This window comes from Nocardia sp. NBC_01327, assembly GCF_035958815.1.
Taxonomy (GTDB): domain Bacteria; phylum Actinomycetota; class Actinomycetes; order Mycobacteriales; family Mycobacteriaceae; genus Nocardia.
Genome location: NZ_CP108383.1, coordinates 5,519,361 through 5,533,685, shown reverse-complemented (window position 1 = coordinate 5,533,685; position 14,325 = coordinate 5,519,361). Strand labels below are relative to the sequence as shown.

The following is a 14,325-nucleotide window of genomic DNA, read 5'->3' as shown; positions in this document are numbered from 1 at the left end:
ACCCGGCGGCGCCTCGCCCGTGCTGCTGCCCAGGGCCATTCGGGACAGCGCCATCGTCGCCTACCGCAATCTGCTGACCATCCTGCGCGTGCCGACGCTGCTGGTGACCGCCGCCATCCAGCCGCTCATGTTCGTCTTCCTGTTCGCCTACATCTTCGGGGCGTCCCTGGGCGGCGGGCAGTACCGCGAATTCCTGCTGGCCGGAATCTTCACGCAGACAGTGGCTTTCAATGCGGCCTTCACCACCGTCGGCCTGGCCAACGATCTGCACAAGGGCATTATCGACCGCATGCGCACCCTGCCCATGTCGCGGCTGGCGGTGCTCATGGGCCGCACGCTGTCGGATCTGATGGTCAATGTTCTCGCCCTGGCCGTCATGGTGGGCTGCGGGTACGCGGTCGGGTGGCGGATCAACGGCGGAATCATCGACGCCGTCACGGCTTTCGCGGTGATCCTGCTGTTCGCCTTCGCCATGTCCTGGATCGGCGCGCTCACCGGGCTGCTGTCACCGAGTGTCGAGGTGGCCCAGAGTGCGGGTCTGATCTGGCTGTTCCCGGTGACCTTCATATCGTCGGCGTTCATCTCCGGGGAGACGCTGCCGGGGCCGCTGCGCACCATCGCGGCCTGGAATCCCATCACCGCCGTGTCGGCGGCCGGGCGCAAGCTCTTCGCCAACGGTTCCCCGCCCGGATTCACCCCGGCCACGGGCTGGCCCGCCGACCACTGCATCGAATATTCGGTGCTGTGCTCGCTCGCGATCCTCGCCGTCGCGGTGCCGCTGTCGCTGCTGCGCTACCGCAAGGTCGCCAGCCACTAGGGCAACACAACGAAACGAGCCCCTCTCCCGGATCGGGAAGGGGCTCGTTTCGTGTATGTCCGGCGCGATTACGCCCGGCGACGGCTCTTGATCAGATCCATCCGCTCCTGCAGAAGCTCCTCGAGCTCCTCCTTGCTGCGACGCTCCAGCAGCATGTCCCAGTGCGTACGCGGCGGCTTCACCTTCTTGGGCTCCTGTGTGGTGCCCTCGAGCAGGATGCCCTCCTGGCCGTTGCGGCACAGCCAGGTCGGGGGGATCTCGGCGTCATCGGCGAAGGGAACATCGAATTCCTCGCCATTGTCCGTCCGGTACTTCGCCATCCGACGGGGAGCCAGGTCGTGGTCGCGGTCGGTCTCGTAGCTCACCGCTCCGAGCCGACTGCCACGGAGTACGCGATCTGCCATGAGTGCGGTCCCTTCTCGCCTATCGGCAACGTCTTGACTTCAGTTCAACCCTTCTACGTAGTGAACGTAGAAGCGCAGGCTTCCGTTCCCGTGGGGAGAACCCAGCCATTCTACTCGTTCGGCCGTATGACTTTGCTCCGGCGTGCCAAGCGCCCGGTCAGCGCCCGCAACGGTTAATGTCTCCGGTCATGTCGCGCCGCCTGACGCCGCCCTGCCAATGGTGTGGCAGAGAGATCGCCGATTCCGAGGTCGGGCGCCGTCGGCGCTACTGCCGCCAGTCCTGCCGGCAGCGGGCCTACGAGCATCGAAACAGTGTGAAGGGCACCGGTATTCCGGAGGATTCGGTGGTCCTGACGGTCCAGGAGGTCGCGGACCTGTCCGATCGCTGGTTCGCGGCCCGGTGTGCGGCCGAGGATGTCGCCACCGCCGTCGCCGAGGGCGCCGATTCCATCGAACTGTCCGATCTCACTGCGATATTGGTGAAGTTGACACGCGATGCCGAGCGGTTGCGTTAGGCGGTTGTGCGGTGCGCAGCTCGCCTGCGGAACCGTCACGGCGGTGTAGCGCGTAGACCAGGCCGGTGCCCGCCGCCACCACCGCGGCGACCGCGCCGAATCCGGTGAGGGTGGCGGCATCGGGGTGCGTGAGCGGCTGGGCGCGCAATGCCTGCCACAGCAGCACCCCGAGCAGTCCGGCATAGCCGAGAGCCAGGACCCAGATCAGGTCGGCGCGTGCGCGTTCGGCGCGCAGCCACGGCACCCGGGGTGCGAGGCGGGCCAGCACGAAGGCCGCCACGATCAGGATCTGGATGCCGTGCAGTCCGACGAAGTGCGGGATGCGCAGATCGCCGCCGACGGTGCTCCAGTGCGTGACCGGAATACCGCCGACCCCGTCGCGGACCAGCGGCTGCCCGTGCTCGACGGTATGCCCGGCGGCCAGCTCCACCGGATGGCCGTAGGCGTCGGTGGTCTCCTGCTTACCGGTGAAACCCATGAGGTAGCCCAGGCCCATACCGACCACGGCGATTGCGAGACCGGCGTGAATGGCCCGGGTGGTGGGCCGATCGGTGATGTGCTGCCACGAAAGGGTCAGTGCGATGACCAGATTCGCGACGAACAGGCCCGGGACGCCGGAGGCGAAGACCATCTGCCCGATGCTGTTGACCTGATCGGACTGCGTATTGAAGTGACTGAAGGTGCCGCGCGCGGCTTGTAGTGCGATGAATCCGACATCCACGAAGGCGGTGACGGCGAACAGCGTGCCCATCCACCACGTCAGCCGCTGCCCCCGGTGCGGGAAGGACAGCAGCCAGGCGAGCGTGCCGGTGTAGAGGGTGAAGGCGACGGCGAACTTGAGCGGTTTGAGCCAGACCGATTCGTGCAGCAGCATGCGATCGTCGAAGAGCATGGCGCACAACGAGAATACGGCGAGGGTGATCATGACGGCGGAGGTGACGAGCAGGGGGCGATGCAGCCGTCGAAGGGCGGGAGCGAGGGCAGCGGTGGTCATATCCCGACGTTATGGTCGTGATTGCGGCGGCCACGTCCCCCGAAGGTGTGGTTCACACCTAGTACCCGGGTACTAGAGCAGTGGCAGACGGCCGCAGCGGCAACCCCTCATCGATTGCCGTTGCGGCGCCTGGCCTTCGGTGTGTCGGTCGGCGTGGCGGTGTGTCAGTCGGCCTGGCCGACATCCATGCCGCGCCCGGCGAGCCAGGGCAGCGGGTCGATGGCCGAACCCGGGGCGGTGTGCACCTCGTAGTGCAGGTGCGGTCCGGTGGAGTAGCCGCGATTGCCCACGGTGGCGATCTCGTCGCCGGCGTGCACCTGCTGGCCCGGCTGCACCAGGATGTCCTGCATATGGCCGTAGACGCCGATGGTGCCGTCGTCCTGCTGCACGCGCACCCACAGCCCGAAGCCCGAGGCCGGACCGGCCTCGATGACGGTGCCGTCGGTGACCGCGCGAATCGGGGTGCCGAAGCCGTCGCCGAAATCGATGCCGGCGTGCATGGCGCCCCAGCGGACACCGAAGCCGGAGGTCAGCGGACCGCCCACGGGGCGAACGGTTTTCGGGCGCGCCTGTTCGATGCCCAGGTTCTTCAGGAAGTCGACAACCTCCGGCGGCACGGACTGCGGCATCTGCGCTTCGCGCGGGGTGAAGGCGGTGAACTGCGCGGTAGGGGTCGCGGCGACATGCACGGCGACCGTATCGGTATTCGCATCGGCATGCGGGTCGGCGGCGGCGAGCGCGCTCATCGAGGCGCCGACGACCGCGGTCACGGCTACTGCACGGGTAGCCGCCGCGCGGTACCGGCGGGCCTGACGGCTTCTGGATAACGGAACGGTTACGGGCATGGACTGAACGTACGGGAGGTTATAACCAGTCGAGAAACCGTGTAATCGCCGTCACATCGACCCAAAAGCCCAGTTGGCAGGTTACGGCCAGGTAACGACACGCGGGTAATTTCGGTATGACCTCGGCGATGACCCGATCGGCGTGTATTGACATGATCATCGGCGTTGGACACCCTGTTTAAGTGGTCGCTAATGGAGTCGCGGTATTGAGCGCGCTTGCCGATCCCACTCGGCGGGCCATCTTCGAAGCCCTGCCGCAGGGTCCGCGCTCGGTCGGTGAGCTGGCCGCCGCCGTGGGCGTCACCAGCTCAGCGGCCTCGCAGCATCTGAAGGTGCTGCGTGAGGCCCGCTTGGTGATGGTCCAGCCCGAAGGCAATCGGCGACTGTACTGTCTGGACCCGCGCGGTCTGGCCGATGCGCGGGACTATCTCGAGCAGTTCTGGCCGAGTGCGATCGCGGCGTATTCGGCGGCGCTGTCGAGTGCGCGCGCCGATATCGCGGAGACCTGAGGCGGAGCGGCTCAGCCCACGCGCCGATAGGCCTGCTGCCCACGGCGATCCATTCCGGTGCCGGGCCAAGGGCGTTTGCGCAACTGCTTGTCGATGGCATTGACGACCTCGGGCACGCCGATCTTCAGCAGTCCCGGGTCCGGCGTGTCACCCTGCGGATCGCCGGTCTGCCCGGCCCACAGCACGGCATGGCGACCCAATAGGTGCGGCGGCGGACCGCTGCGGCTGGGCGGCGTGGGACCGAACAGCAGCACCGTGCGGGTGCCGAAAGCCGTTGCGAGATGGGCGACTCCGGTGTCCCCGCACACCACGAGGGCGGCCTCGGCGACGGTGGCGGCCAATTCGATGAGGTTCTGCTGACCCGCGAGCACCCGGGCCGGGGCCAATCCGGCGCGGGCCGCGACGCCGAGGGCGATCTCGCGTTCGGTCTCGTCCCCGGTGAGGACGACATCGCGACCCTGCACCAGCAGATGCCGCACCACGGCCGCGAACCGATCCGGTGGCCAGCGGCGTGCGGGCGCGCCCGCGCCGATGTGCACGACCACGCAGTCGCGATGACTGGTGCTCGCGACCGGCGGCACCAGGCCCAGATTGCGGCGGTCGGCGCTGATGCCCGCGGTTTCCAGCAGATAGCACCAGCGGTCCACATCGTGCATGTCGGCGGGCCAGTCCGGTCCGTCCAGATCGGGGAAGGCGGGATTGCGATAGGTCAGAATCTGTTCGGGCCGTGTGCGATTGAGTTCCACAATGCTCTCGGCGGTGGCGCTGTGCAGATTGACCACGAGCGCGGGCGGCTCACCGTCCCAGCGGATCGCGGCCGGATCGGTGGTCGGCACCATCTCGTCGACGGAGGCGATGAGGTCCACAATGGGTTTGAGCCGGTGCGGTGCGGCGAGCGCGATATGGTCCCCGGGCCGGGCCCGGCGGAGTGCGCGCAGCGCGGGGACCGCGGTGAGAAGATCACCCAGTCCGCGCGCCCGCAGCACGAGTACAACCGCCACCTGCTTCTCCTACCCGGTTACTGCCCGCAACGGGAGACTCTCCCTTGCGACACAGAGAGTCACTGGAGGTGGACTACCCGGCCCGCGGGGGCGTGAAACTCCCTCGCGGGTAGGTCATGAGACACATTCCCACCGCCCATCAGCAGCCTTTTCCGGTACTACCGACTGTCGTTGACGAGTGCCGATCAACTACGGTGTGCAGTCATGGACTTCGTCTACAACCTGGTCGTCGTATCGCATCTGCTGGGTATGGCGGCGGTGGTCGGCGGATATATCGCCGCCCAGCCGCGCGTCTCGGAACTGATGGTGTGGGGCGCGCGTGCGCAGCTCGTCACCGGCATCATTCTGGTCGGCATGGCCGAGTCGATTCACTCGCTCGACAAGGACCTGAATATGCCGAAGGTCATCACCAAGCTGGTGGTGGCGGTGCTCGTCGCGGGCTTCGCCGAAGTGGGCCGCGCCGATGCCAAACGCGGCCGGGCGCTGCCGTGGATGACGCATGCGGCCGGTGGCCTGGCGATTCTGAATGTCTTCATCGCCACGCTCTGGCACTGAGCAATTCTGCGAAACCATTGCCGCACAGGGTGCCTCATTGCACCCTGTGCGGTTCTGTATTCAGGGGCCGGGGCCTACCCGCTGCCCGGCCCCGAGTCCGCGTGGCGGGCCAGCGATTTCGCGAGCTCGGCGGCGACGATGGCCTGACCGGCCATGGTCAGGTGAATGCGGTCGGCGCTGAGCCAGTCCGGGCGCAGGCGGGCGGGATGCCCCCAGAACTCGACGAGAATGGCGTCGTGGCGGGCCGCGACCCGGCGCACCGCCTCGGCGAAGGCGGCGAAGCGCGGGCGCAGCGGTTGTAAGGGACCGGTGAAGGCATCGGCGAGGGTGAACAGGGCCAGGCGCGCGCCGGTGGCGGTCGCCTCGGCGCACAGCTGGTCCAGATCCTGTTCTACGGCACCGAGATCGGCCTCGCGGCGCATGAGGTCATTGCCGCCGCCATTGACGAACACCAGATCCGGGTGGAATTCGTGCAGGGTGGCAAGCTGTTCGGCGCGGATCTCGCCGAGGGTCGCGCCCATGCGGCCGGTATTGAGGTAGCGGGCTTCCGGATGGGCCGCGCGCAGCCAGCCGGCCAGGCGATCGGCCCAGGGCAGCATGGCGAATCCGGGGGCGGGATCGCCGGTGCCGGCGGCGATGGAATCGCCGATCACGGCGAAGCGCCGCCATGGCGCCGGGCGCAGCAGATCGCGGGCCGCGGTGTCGGACAGCAGCATCGGGTCCTCGAAGACGGCCGGGTCGTCCTTGCGGGTGCGCAGGTCGTAACTGGTCATGGGGTTGCCTCCTCGGCACGGGCGGGCAGGGCGGCGAGAACGGCCGCGACTGCCGCGATGACGGCGCACACGGCGAACAGGGTGTGGAACGCGGTGAGCGGAGTGCCGGGGTGTGCGGCGAATACGGCGGCCAGCACTCCGACACCGAGCGCGCCGCCGGACTGCCGGGCGGTCAGGTTCATGCCGACGCCCGCGGCGAAGCGCTGCGGCGGCAGCGATCTCGCGGCCGCGGTGCCCAGCACCGTGATGACCATGCCGATGCCGCCGCCGCCGAGAATGCCCGCGGGCAGCCACGCTTCCCAGAGCGCGGGCGTGGCGTTCCAGACATCGGTGCTCATATAGAGGGTGGACGCGGCGAACATGAGCGCACCCAGAACTCCCAGCCAGCGCTGCACGTTCTCGGGGGCGCGTCCGGCGGGGATAGCGGTCACCATGGACGCGACGGCCCCGATGGTCATCAGGCCCGCGGACTGCAGCACCGAGTAGTGCCACACATTCGCCAGCCACAGCGGTCCGGCCAGCAGCCACGCGAACATGCTCGCGCCGAACACGAATGCCACGGCATTGACCAGCGCATACCGGTGACTGCGCCACAGCGTGACGGCAATGGCCGGGCGCGGATGCCGGCGCGAGCGCCACAGGGCCAGGGCCAGCAGTGCCAGTCCGCCGATGCCGCAGGCGAGCGTGCGCCAGGAATCCCAGCCCCACTGCTGCCCCTGCGTCACCGCGGCCACCACACCGCCGATGCCGAGCCCGGTGGCGGCGGTGCCGAGAAGATCGGGCAGTCCGTCGGAGTGTCCGGTCTCGCGGACGGTGAGGGTGAGTCCGAGTGCGATGAGTACCACCGCGATCGGCACATTGATGACGAAAACCGAACGCCAGCCGAACCATTCGACCAGCGCCCCGCCCACTGCCGGTCCGACCGTCGCGGCGAATCCCCCGGCCGCCGTCCACGCGGCCATGGCCACACCGATGCGCTGGGGCGGCGTGAGGCTCAGGACCAGGCTCAGACCGGCGGGAATGAGGAAGGCGGCGGTCGCGCCCTGGAGGAAGCGCCCGGTAATGAGCCAGTCCGCTCCCGGGGCGAGTGCGCACAGCAGTGAGGTCAGGGCGAATCCGCCCAGCGCGCCGAGGAATACGCGCCGCCGCCCCAGCGAGTCGGCCAGGCGTCCGGCGGGGGTGAGCAGTGCGGCGAAGGCCACCGCATATCCGCTGACCACCCAGGTGAGGGTGGCCGGTGAGGTGTGCGGGTAGTCGCGGCCGATGGCGGGGAAGGCGATATTGACGACCGAAAGGTCAAGGAAGGCAACAAAGGCCGCACCGCATGCCACCAGCAGGGCGCGTGTGGTCGATCGGTCGGCGGGCGCTGCGGAGGTGGCCGGTGGCGGTGATGTGGACGGCAGCACTGCTGGTGCGGGTGGCGGTACTGCGGGCTGAGGTGGAGAGGAGGGCTGCGCTGCGGAGTGCGGCGGCGCCGGCGTGATGTGCGGGTCGGCAGTGGTGGCAGGTGTGCGTGCAATGCCGGGGCCGGTGGAATGTGGTGGCACGGCGGGCGGCCGCGCGGAGAGGTCTGTCATGTCGAGGCTTTCGGGCGGAGGTGACAAGCCGGAGGAAATCTGTACGCACGATCGTTCGTATTGTTGAAAAGTACGACCGATCGTGCGTTTTTGCAACAGATAGTGCGAGACTGGAAGAATGTCCGAGCCGATGCACACTGCTGAGCAGCAGGTTTCCGATCAGCGCCTCCTCAAGGGGGCTCGCGCTCGCGCCAGCATCGCCCGGCATGCCGCTGATGTGGCCTCGGTGGAGGGGCTGACGGGATTGAGTCTGGGGCGACTGGCCACGGATCTCGGCGTCAGCAAGAGCGGGGTGGCCACGCTCTTCGGGACCAAGGAGAACCTGCAACTGGCCGCCGTGGAATCGGCGCGGCAGGTGTTCATCGATCATGTGGTGCGCCCGGCGCTGTCCGAGCCGAAGGGCATCGCGCGCCTGCGGTCCTTCATCGCGCACTGGTTCGCGTATATCGACGAGCCGGTACTTCCGGGCGGTTGCTTCCGGGTTGCGGGTCTCTCGGAATTCGACAGCCGCCCCGGTCCGGTGCGGGATGCGCTAGCGGCAGACCGGTCGGATTGGTTTGCGCTGCTGGAGAAGGAGATTCGGCGGGCGCAGGAGGAAGGCTATGCGGGTGTGCACGATCCGCACGCACTGGCCTTCCAGCTCGATGCGCTGGTCTCCGCCGCCAATACCGCCGCCCGGCTCGGCGACGAGAGCGCCATCTCGACCGCGCGGACCCTGGTCGACGCGCTGATCGGGGCGAATGCGTAATCGCCTCCGCGCGTGCAATTCTGCACGCACTGCCTCAGTGCTGCGCCGTACCCCGTGTGGCATCGGATGCGCGAATGCACCGAGGCCACAGGTGGTTTCACGTTGAACGAGGCCCGTACATGATGAGCGCGACACCGGCCAGGCACACCAGCGCTCCGGACACATCCCAGCGATCGGGCCGGAAACCGTCGAATGCCATGCCCCACAGCAGCGATCCCGCCACGAACACGCCACCGTAGGCGGCGAGGATGCGCCCGAAGCTCGCATCGGGTTGCAGGGTTGCCACGAACCCGTACAGCCCGAGCGCGATGACTCCGGCGCCCATCCACTCCCATCCGCGATGCTCGCGCACGCCCTGCCAGATCAGCCATGCCCCGCCGATCTCGGCGACGGCGGCGAGCGCGAACAGCACGATCGAACGCAGCACGGTCATGCTGGTCACCCTAGAACCCGGCCGGGCCGCCCCTCATGGAAGGTCCGGCCGGGCCGGGATCACCGGTCGAACAGCTGCTGTCCCAGATATCCGCCGGGCGCCGGTACGCCGGGCGGGAGGACGAAGACAGCGGAACCGACCGGTGTGGTCCATTGGTTGAGCGCGTCGAACTCCGCGAGTCGCTGCTGCACCGGCAGGTATTGCGCATCGACATCGCGTTGACAGGACACGAACAGCAGACCCGAATTCGACACCTGGCCGGGTGCGGGCGCTTCGTCGTAGTTGTAGCCACGACGAAGGAACCGCTCACCCTCGTGCGTGTGATGGGCACGCGCGATATGTGAGGACGGCGGAATGACCGGAATGCCGTACGTGTCGACGGCGGCGAAATCCGGTTCGTCGAATTCCTGTGTGCCCGAGAGCGGTGCGCCGTTCGAATCGCGGCGGCCGAGGGTGATGGCCCGCCCGTCGGCATCGAGCTCGTCCCAGGTGTCGAGCTTCATGGCAATGCGCCGCAATACCAGGGAGGTACCGCCCGCCAGCCACGGCTGCTGCGCGCCGTCGTCCCAGACCAGGCGATCGAAATCGACTGTGCGCGGGGCGATATTGACCGTCCCGTCGATCTGCCCGAGCAGATTGCGCATGGTCTGGCCCTTGGCCGCATTGCGGAACCCGCGCTGCACCCACCGCACCTGCACCAGCGATTTCACATGCTTGGACAGCACCCGCACCGCATGCGACACCGTGGTGGTCTCCTCGGCGCAGATCTGCAGCAGCAGGTCCGCGCCGGTGTAGGCCGGGTCGAGGCGGTCGATGGTGAAGGGCGGCAATTGTTTGAGCCAGCTCGGGCGCCGGGTCTCGAGTCCGGCGATCGTGAACAACTCCGGCCCGAACCCGACCGTCACCGTGAGCCGGGCGGGCCGCTGGGCCAGCTCCGGTTCGGTATCGGCGAGTGCGGGCTTGCCCTGGGTCAGGCGGGCGGCATCGTCGGTCCAGATCTTCAGCACGCCGATGATGTCCTCGCGCCCCACCCCCGGCTTCAGGTCGAAGCCGACGAACGCCGCCGCGCCCGGAGGTTCGGTGTCGATGCCCGCCTGGTGCTGCCCGTAGAACGGGACGGTCTCCAGCGCGGGATCGGCATGATGTTCGCGATGGGTGAGAGTGGCCGCACCCCAGCCGATCCCGGCCGCACCCGCGGCTCCGGCGACGGCGGCGCCCCCGCCCAGCAGACGCCGCCTGCTGAGCCGGGAGGGGTGCGGTTCGGTGGGCTCAGCCACCGTGTGCGGGGCTCTCGGCGCCGCTGGTCGGGGCGGCGTAGTTTTCCTGACCGCCCGCGAAGTCACGCACCTGCGCGGTGACGGTCGTGGTGGAACCGTCGGAGAACACCAGGGTGATCCGGGTGTCGGAGCCGGTGCGCAGCGGCTGCTTCAGATCCATGAACATGAGGTGCTCGGCGCCGGGCTTGAGCGTGGCCGATCCGTGCGCGGGAATGGTGAGTCCACCTTCCTTGGGGCGCATGGTCTTATCGCCGCCGACGCCGTCGGTGACGACCTCGTGGATCTCCACCCGCGCCGAGGCGGGGCTGGAGGCGGCGACCAATTGCACCGGGTTGTCACCGGCATTGCTGAGCGTGCCGAACGCGGCGGACATACCGCTGTCGGCGGCCTTGATCCACTGATCGCTCATGGTCACCTTGTCCGCGGCCTTGGCGGCGGAGGTGGAGCCGGAATCGGAGGAGCAGGCGACGGGGAAGACGGCGAGCGCCGAGATCGCGGCTGCGGCCGTGAGGCGGCGGAGCGCGCGGGGAGCGCGCAGGACTGATGCGGACACGAAGAATCTCCGATCGATGAGGGGGAGGCAGTAGAACCCCGAACCGTGGCGCCGGTGATCGCGAATCCGGGTGCCGGATATCGACGTCAGTGCGGCACCGGCGCGGCGGCACACAGGGGCACCGCAGCGATACCGGAACAGCACGCGGTACGACGTGAATCGCACCGGCCGACCTGATGAATCAGTTCGAGGCGGCGAATCGGTCGGTCATGTTCGCGGACAAGGCAACTCGCGCCGGGTGCGTGCACCGGTGGGTGAGCAGTGACGTTGCGCCGGTCTCGCGACTGTGTGGCGTGCCTACCGGCAGCGCTGTTACGCCGGTACGGGGTGAAGGAACGGAAGTGCGGGCGCGGGTGGCCCGCGCCGCCCGATTCCAGGGCTGACCAGCAGCCGCCGCAGTACCGCCCGATCATCGGGAGTAGTCGTGCGGGCCCGGTGCGCGGGTGGTTCCGGCGCGATGCCCAGCGCCACGATGAATCGCCGCACGCTCGTGACCGCCCGCCGCATTCCGGCTTCGGCGGCCCGAATGACCAAGGCGCCGAACGGAATCGCCACCAGGTGCGCGATCAGCATGATCGGCGACGCGGCGTGATGATGATGCTCCGGCGCCGTGGACAGCGCGATATGCCCGATGGCCTGTCCCGCGGCCAGCATCCCCATGAGGGAGATCAGCCCGTAGCGCGGCCGCAGCGAGGCAACCACCACGCCGATCAACCCGCACGCCGCGAACAGCAGCGCCAGCGACGATCCCTCGGGTGCGGCATTCCCGCCGCCGAGTCCGTGCGCTCCGAGGGCCACGGCTCCGGAGGCTGCGCCGACGGCGGCACCACGCAGGCGCGCGGTGTGATCCGTCGGTGATTGCACCCGGTCATGCTAATGCGCGGCCGGTGCGCGCCGGCGTCCAGCCCGGTCTCCACAAGATCTTCACAAGCGGTGCGAACCATCTCCACGCGCACTGCCTAGTGTCACCAGCATGGAAATCAGCCAGCAGGGCAGTGCGCGGCGGATTCTGGTGGTGGAGGACGAGCCGACCATCGCCGAATCCATTGCCGCCCGCCTGCGCGCCGAGGGCTTCACCGTCGATCTGGCCCATGACGGTCCCGCCGGTGTCGCGGCCGCCGAGAGCCTGCACCCGGATCTGGTGGTTCTGGACATCATGCTGCCGGGTTTCGACGGCCTCGAGGTGTGCCGGCGCATCCAGGCCCGGCGCGCGGTGCCGGTGCTCATGCTGACCGCACGCACCGATGAGACCGACATGCTGATCGGCTTGGGTGTCGGCGCCGATGACTATCTGACGAAACCGTTCTCGATGCGAGTTCTCACCGCGCGCATTCACGCGCTGTTGCGCCGCGTCGAACGCACCGCCGCTCCCGGGGCCACCATCGTCGTGGGCGATCTGCGCATCGATGTCGATCAGCGCCGGGTCTGGCGCGCTGATGCCGAAACCCAGCTCACCCCACTGGAATTCGAGCTGCTGGTGCATCTGGCGCGCCGCCCGCGCGCCGTGCTGGCGCGCGATCGCCTGCTCTCGGAGGTCTGGGGGTGGGCCGACGCCTCCGGCACCCGCGCCGTCGACAGTCATATCAAGGCGCTGCGCCGCAAACTCGGCGCCGACCTCATCCGCACCGTGCACGGCGTCGGTTATGCGCTGGAGGCGAGATGAGCACACAACCCTCCGCACACGAGTCGCCTGCGCCGGAGGGCGAGCTACCTGCCGCGGGCGAGCTACCTGCCGCTGAGGGCACGCCGCCGCCCGGAGCTGAGGGCACGCCGTCTCCGGGATCCGACGCCGCTGACCGACCGGAAGCCCCAGCGGCTCCACCCGGTGCCTGGGCTGCCGATTGTGCGGTGCGCTCAACCGATACAGGGGTGTTCGCGCCCGACGGTGCGGTGGTGGCGCCCGATCGTGAGGTGTCCGCAACCGGCAGTGGGCCGCGCGCAACCGAGGGTGAGGCGTCGGCAGCGGGGTCGGGTTCGGCGCGGGAGCCTGCGGTGCGTCGGCTGGAGCTGGTGCGGGCGGCGGGCAATCGCCTCGCCGCGCGGTTGCCCCGGCCGCTGGACCGGGTGCGGTCGATCAAGATGAAGCTGGCCATTCTCATGCTGGGGTCGGGGGCGGTGGCGTTCGGGTTCTTCGCCTCGCGCATCGGCTGGCTGCCACCGCGCACCACCGTGGCGGCCATGCTGATCGCCCTGGTGACCTCGCAGGTGCTCGCACACGGTATGACGCTGCCGTTGCGGGAGATGACCGCGGCGGCCAAACGCATGGCGCAGGGCGACTATTCGCGGCGGGTGCGCGCCACCTCCCATGACGAAGTGGGTCAGCTGGCGGAGGCGTTCAATCAGATGGCCGCCGATCTGGGGGCCGCCGATCAGCAGCGCCGCGATTTCATCGCGAATGTGTCGCACGAATTGCGCACGCCCATCACGGCATTGGGTGCGGTGCTGGAGAACCTGGTGGACGGTGTCGCGGAACCGGATCCGGCCACGCTGCGCACCGCGCTCGCGCAGACCGAACGTCTGAGCCTGCTGATCTCGGAGCTGCTGGCCCTGTCCAGTATCGAAGCCGGAGCCGTGCGGCTGTACCTGGAGCAGCTGCCCGTGGAGTCGCTGCTGAAAGAGGTTGTCGCCGAAGCGGAAGTCATGGCCGCCGCCATCGACCGCCCCGTCCGCTTCACCATCGCGGCCACCCCCGGCCTGACCGTCCGTGCCGATCGCGCCCGCCTGCACCAGGTCCTGCTCAACCTGCTCGACAATGCCACCCGCCACGGCCCCGCGCACGGCGAAGTCCGCCTCACCGCCCACACCCTGCGCTCGCACACCGTCATCGAAGTCCACGACGACGGCCCCGGCATCCCCATCCCCGAACGCGCCCGCATCTTCGAACGCTTCACCCGGGGCGGCAGCAGCGGCGGCGGCACCGGCCTGGGCCTGGCCATAGCCCGCTGGATAGTCGAACTCCACGGCGGCGCCATCGCCGTCACCGCCCCCGGCTCCCGAATCCGCATCACCCTCCCCAACACCTGACCCCTCCGGCAACAGCCGACCCCAATCCCACACCTCCCGGCCGCCCCCGGCTCCCGGGCCATTCACGCACGCCTACCGAAGGATCACCCATGCCCGAAATCCCACTCCCCACCCCCGACCCCGAAACCCCGCCCACCCAGCACGCCCCCGACCATCACCTCCCCGATGACCCGGCCCCTGCGGACCCGTCCGGATCGAGATCGGCATCGGTCTGGTCGGCGAGCCCGCCGCCGGGGTGGGTGGCTGAGATAACGATCGGAGGTGGCGCCCTCGGGCCGGGTTCCAGCGGTCCGGAATATC

Annotated in this window: 17 protein-coding genes; 7 read left to right on the top strand and 10 right to left on the bottom strand. The window is 68.8% G+C overall.

Annotated elements, in window-relative coordinates:
* The first annotated feature begins 25 nt into the window (after positions 1-25).
* Entirely contained in the window at positions 26-817 is a 792-nt protein-coding gene (locus OG326_RS25620; protein WP_442791051.1) for an ABC transporter permease, read from the top strand.
* 68 nt (positions 818-885) lie between these two features.
* Here OG326_RS25620 and OG326_RS25615 read toward each other — a convergent pair whose 3' ends face one another.
* The gene (locus OG326_RS25615; protein WP_297617393.1) at positions 886-1,221 is read right to left on the bottom strand and encodes an RNA polymerase-binding protein RbpA; all 336 of its coding nucleotides are present in this window, start codon (positions 1,219-1,221) and stop codon (positions 886-888) included.
* 188 nt (positions 1,222-1,409) lie between these two features.
* On the opposite strand from OG326_RS25615, the gene OG326_RS25610 reads away from it, so the two are divergent.
* Positions 1,410-1,736 carry a hypothetical protein gene (locus OG326_RS25610; protein WP_327139665.1) on the top strand — a complete coding sequence of 109 codons (327 nt, stop codon included), beginning with the start codon at positions 1,410-1,412 and terminating at the stop codon, positions 1,734-1,736.
* On the opposite strand, the gene OG326_RS25605 is transcribed toward OG326_RS25610, so the two are convergent.
* Positions 1,687-2,730, bottom strand: coding sequence for a hypothetical protein (locus OG326_RS25605; RefSeq protein WP_327139664.1), 1,044 nt, complete (start codon positions 2,728-2,730; stop codon positions 1,687-1,689). The two genes, OG326_RS25610 and OG326_RS25605, sit on opposite strands and share 50 nt — an antisense overlap.
* Before the next feature lie 164 nt (positions 2,731-2,894).
* Positions 2,895-3,500: a M23 family metallopeptidase gene (locus OG326_RS25600; protein ID WP_327139663.1), complete on the bottom strand. Its 606-nt coding sequence runs from the start codon at positions 3,498-3,500 to the stop codon at positions 2,895-2,897.
* Between the two features lie 257 nt (positions 3,501-3,757).
* Between OG326_RS25600 and OG326_RS25595 the strand changes: the two genes are divergently transcribed.
* On the top strand, positions 3,758-4,084 hold the full coding sequence (locus tag OG326_RS25595) for an ArsR/SmtB family transcription factor (protein ID WP_327139662.1): 327 nt from the start codon (positions 3,758-3,760) through the stop codon (positions 4,082-4,084).
* An 11-nt stretch (positions 4,085-4,095) separates the two neighbouring features.
* Here OG326_RS25595 and OG326_RS25590 read toward each other — a convergent pair whose 3' ends face one another.
* Entirely contained in the window at positions 4,096-5,085 is a 990-nt protein-coding gene (locus OG326_RS25590; protein WP_327139661.1) for a glycosyltransferase family 9 protein, read from the bottom strand.
* A 204-nt stretch (positions 5,086-5,289) separates the two neighbouring features.
* On the opposite strand from OG326_RS25590, the gene OG326_RS25585 reads away from it, so the two are divergent.
* Entirely contained in the window at positions 5,290-5,640 is a 351-nt protein-coding gene (locus OG326_RS25585) for a hypothetical protein (RefSeq protein WP_327139660.1), read from the top strand.
* 74 nt (positions 5,641-5,714) lie between these two features.
* Here the strand turns inward: OG326_RS25585 and OG326_RS25580 are convergent, their stop codons facing one another.
* Together OG326_RS25580 and OG326_RS25575 are read right to left on the bottom strand one after the other, a co-directional pair.
* Positions 5,715-6,413: an SGNH/GDSL hydrolase family protein gene (locus OG326_RS25580; RefSeq protein ID WP_327139659.1), complete on the bottom strand. Its 699-nt coding sequence runs from the start codon at positions 6,411-6,413 to the stop codon at positions 5,715-5,717.
* A complete protein-coding gene (locus OG326_RS25575) occupies positions 6,410-7,990 on the bottom strand; it encodes an MFS transporter (protein ID WP_327139658.1) in 1,581 nt (526 codons plus the stop codon). Before OG326_RS25575 ends, OG326_RS25580 begins: the two co-directional genes overlap by 4 nt.
* 118 nt (positions 7,991-8,108) lie before the next feature.
* Here OG326_RS25575 and OG326_RS25570 point away from each other — a divergent pair, with 118 nt between their 5' ends.
* Positions 8,109-8,738: a TetR/AcrR family transcriptional regulator gene (locus OG326_RS25570; protein WP_327139657.1), complete on the top strand. Its 630-nt coding sequence runs from the start codon at positions 8,109-8,111 to the stop codon at positions 8,736-8,738.
* 97 nt (positions 8,739-8,835) lie between these two features.
* On the opposite strand, the gene OG326_RS25565 is transcribed toward OG326_RS25570, so the two are convergent.
* The 4 genes from OG326_RS25565 to OG326_RS25550 form a co-directional block, all read right to left on the bottom strand.
* Positions 8,836-9,171 carry a YnfA family protein gene (locus OG326_RS25565; RefSeq protein ID WP_327139656.1) on the bottom strand — a complete coding sequence of 112 codons (336 nt, stop codon included), beginning with the start codon at positions 9,169-9,171 and terminating at the stop codon, positions 8,836-8,838.
* A gap of 59 nt (positions 9,172-9,230) precedes the next feature.
* The gene (locus tag OG326_RS25560; RefSeq protein WP_327139655.1) at positions 9,231-10,448 is read right to left on the bottom strand and encodes a Dyp-type peroxidase; all 1,218 of its coding nucleotides are present in this window, start codon (positions 10,446-10,448) and stop codon (positions 9,231-9,233) included.
* Entirely contained in the window at positions 10,441-11,001 is a 561-nt protein-coding gene (locus tag OG326_RS25555) for a copper chaperone PCu(A)C (RefSeq protein WP_327139654.1), read from the bottom strand. Before OG326_RS25555 ends, OG326_RS25560 begins: the two co-directional genes overlap by 8 nt.
* A gap of 312 nt (positions 11,002-11,313) precedes the next feature.
* On the bottom strand, positions 11,314-11,865 hold the full coding sequence (locus OG326_RS25550; RefSeq protein WP_327139653.1) for a hypothetical protein: 552 nt from the start codon (positions 11,863-11,865) through the stop codon (positions 11,314-11,316).
* Between the two features lie 109 nt (positions 11,866-11,974).
* Here OG326_RS25550 and OG326_RS25545 point away from each other — a divergent pair, with 109 nt between their 5' ends.
* Both OG326_RS25545 and OG326_RS25540 read left to right on the top strand, forming a co-directional pair.
* A complete protein-coding gene (locus tag OG326_RS25545; protein ID WP_327139652.1) occupies positions 11,975-12,664 on the top strand; it encodes a response regulator transcription factor in 690 nt (229 codons plus the stop codon).
* Between the two features lie 416 nt (positions 12,665-13,080).
* Entirely contained in the window at positions 13,081-14,025 is a 945-nt protein-coding gene (locus tag OG326_RS25540) for a HAMP domain-containing sensor histidine kinase (RefSeq protein WP_327146577.1), read from the top strand.
* The last annotated feature ends 300 nt before the right edge of the window (positions 14,026-14,325 follow it).

Bases quoted from the DNA above. Each gene is read 5' to 3' on its own strand.
- OG326_RS25615 (WP_297617393.1), bottom strand. From the start codon at position 1,221: ATGGCAGATCGCGTACTCCGTGGCAGTCGGCTCGGAGCGGTGAGCTAC.
- OG326_RS25610 (WP_327139665.1), top strand. From the start codon at position 1,410: ATGTCGCGCCGCCTGACGCCGCCCTGCCAATGGTGTGGCAGAGAGATC.
- OG326_RS25605 (WP_327139664.1), bottom strand. From the start codon at position 2,730: ATGACCACCGCTGCCCTCGCTCCCGCCCTTCGACGGCTGCATCGCCCC.
- OG326_RS25585 (WP_327139660.1), top strand. From the start codon at position 5,290: ATGGACTTCGTCTACAACCTGGTCGTCGTATCGCATCTGCTGGGTATG.
- OG326_RS25580 (WP_327139659.1), bottom strand. From the start codon at position 6,413: ATGACCAGTTACGACCTGCGCACCCGCAAGGACGACCCGGCCGTCTTC.
- OG326_RS25575 (WP_327139658.1), bottom strand. From the start codon at position 7,990: ATGACAGACCTCTCCGCGCGGCCGCCCGCCGTGCCACCACATTCCACC.
- OG326_RS25570 (WP_327139657.1), top strand. From the start codon at position 8,109: ATGTCCGAGCCGATGCACACTGCTGAGCAGCAGGTTTCCGATCAGCGC.
- OG326_RS25565 (WP_327139656.1), bottom strand. From the start codon at position 9,171: ATGACCGTGCTGCGTTCGATCGTGCTGTTCGCGCTCGCCGCCGTCGCC.
- OG326_RS25545 (WP_327139652.1), top strand. From the start codon at position 11,975: ATGGAAATCAGCCAGCAGGGCAGTGCGCGGCGGATTCTGGTGGTGGAG.
- OG326_RS25540 (WP_327146577.1), top strand. From the start codon at position 13,081: ATGAAGCTGGCCATTCTCATGCTGGGGTCGGGGGCGGTGGCGTTCGGG.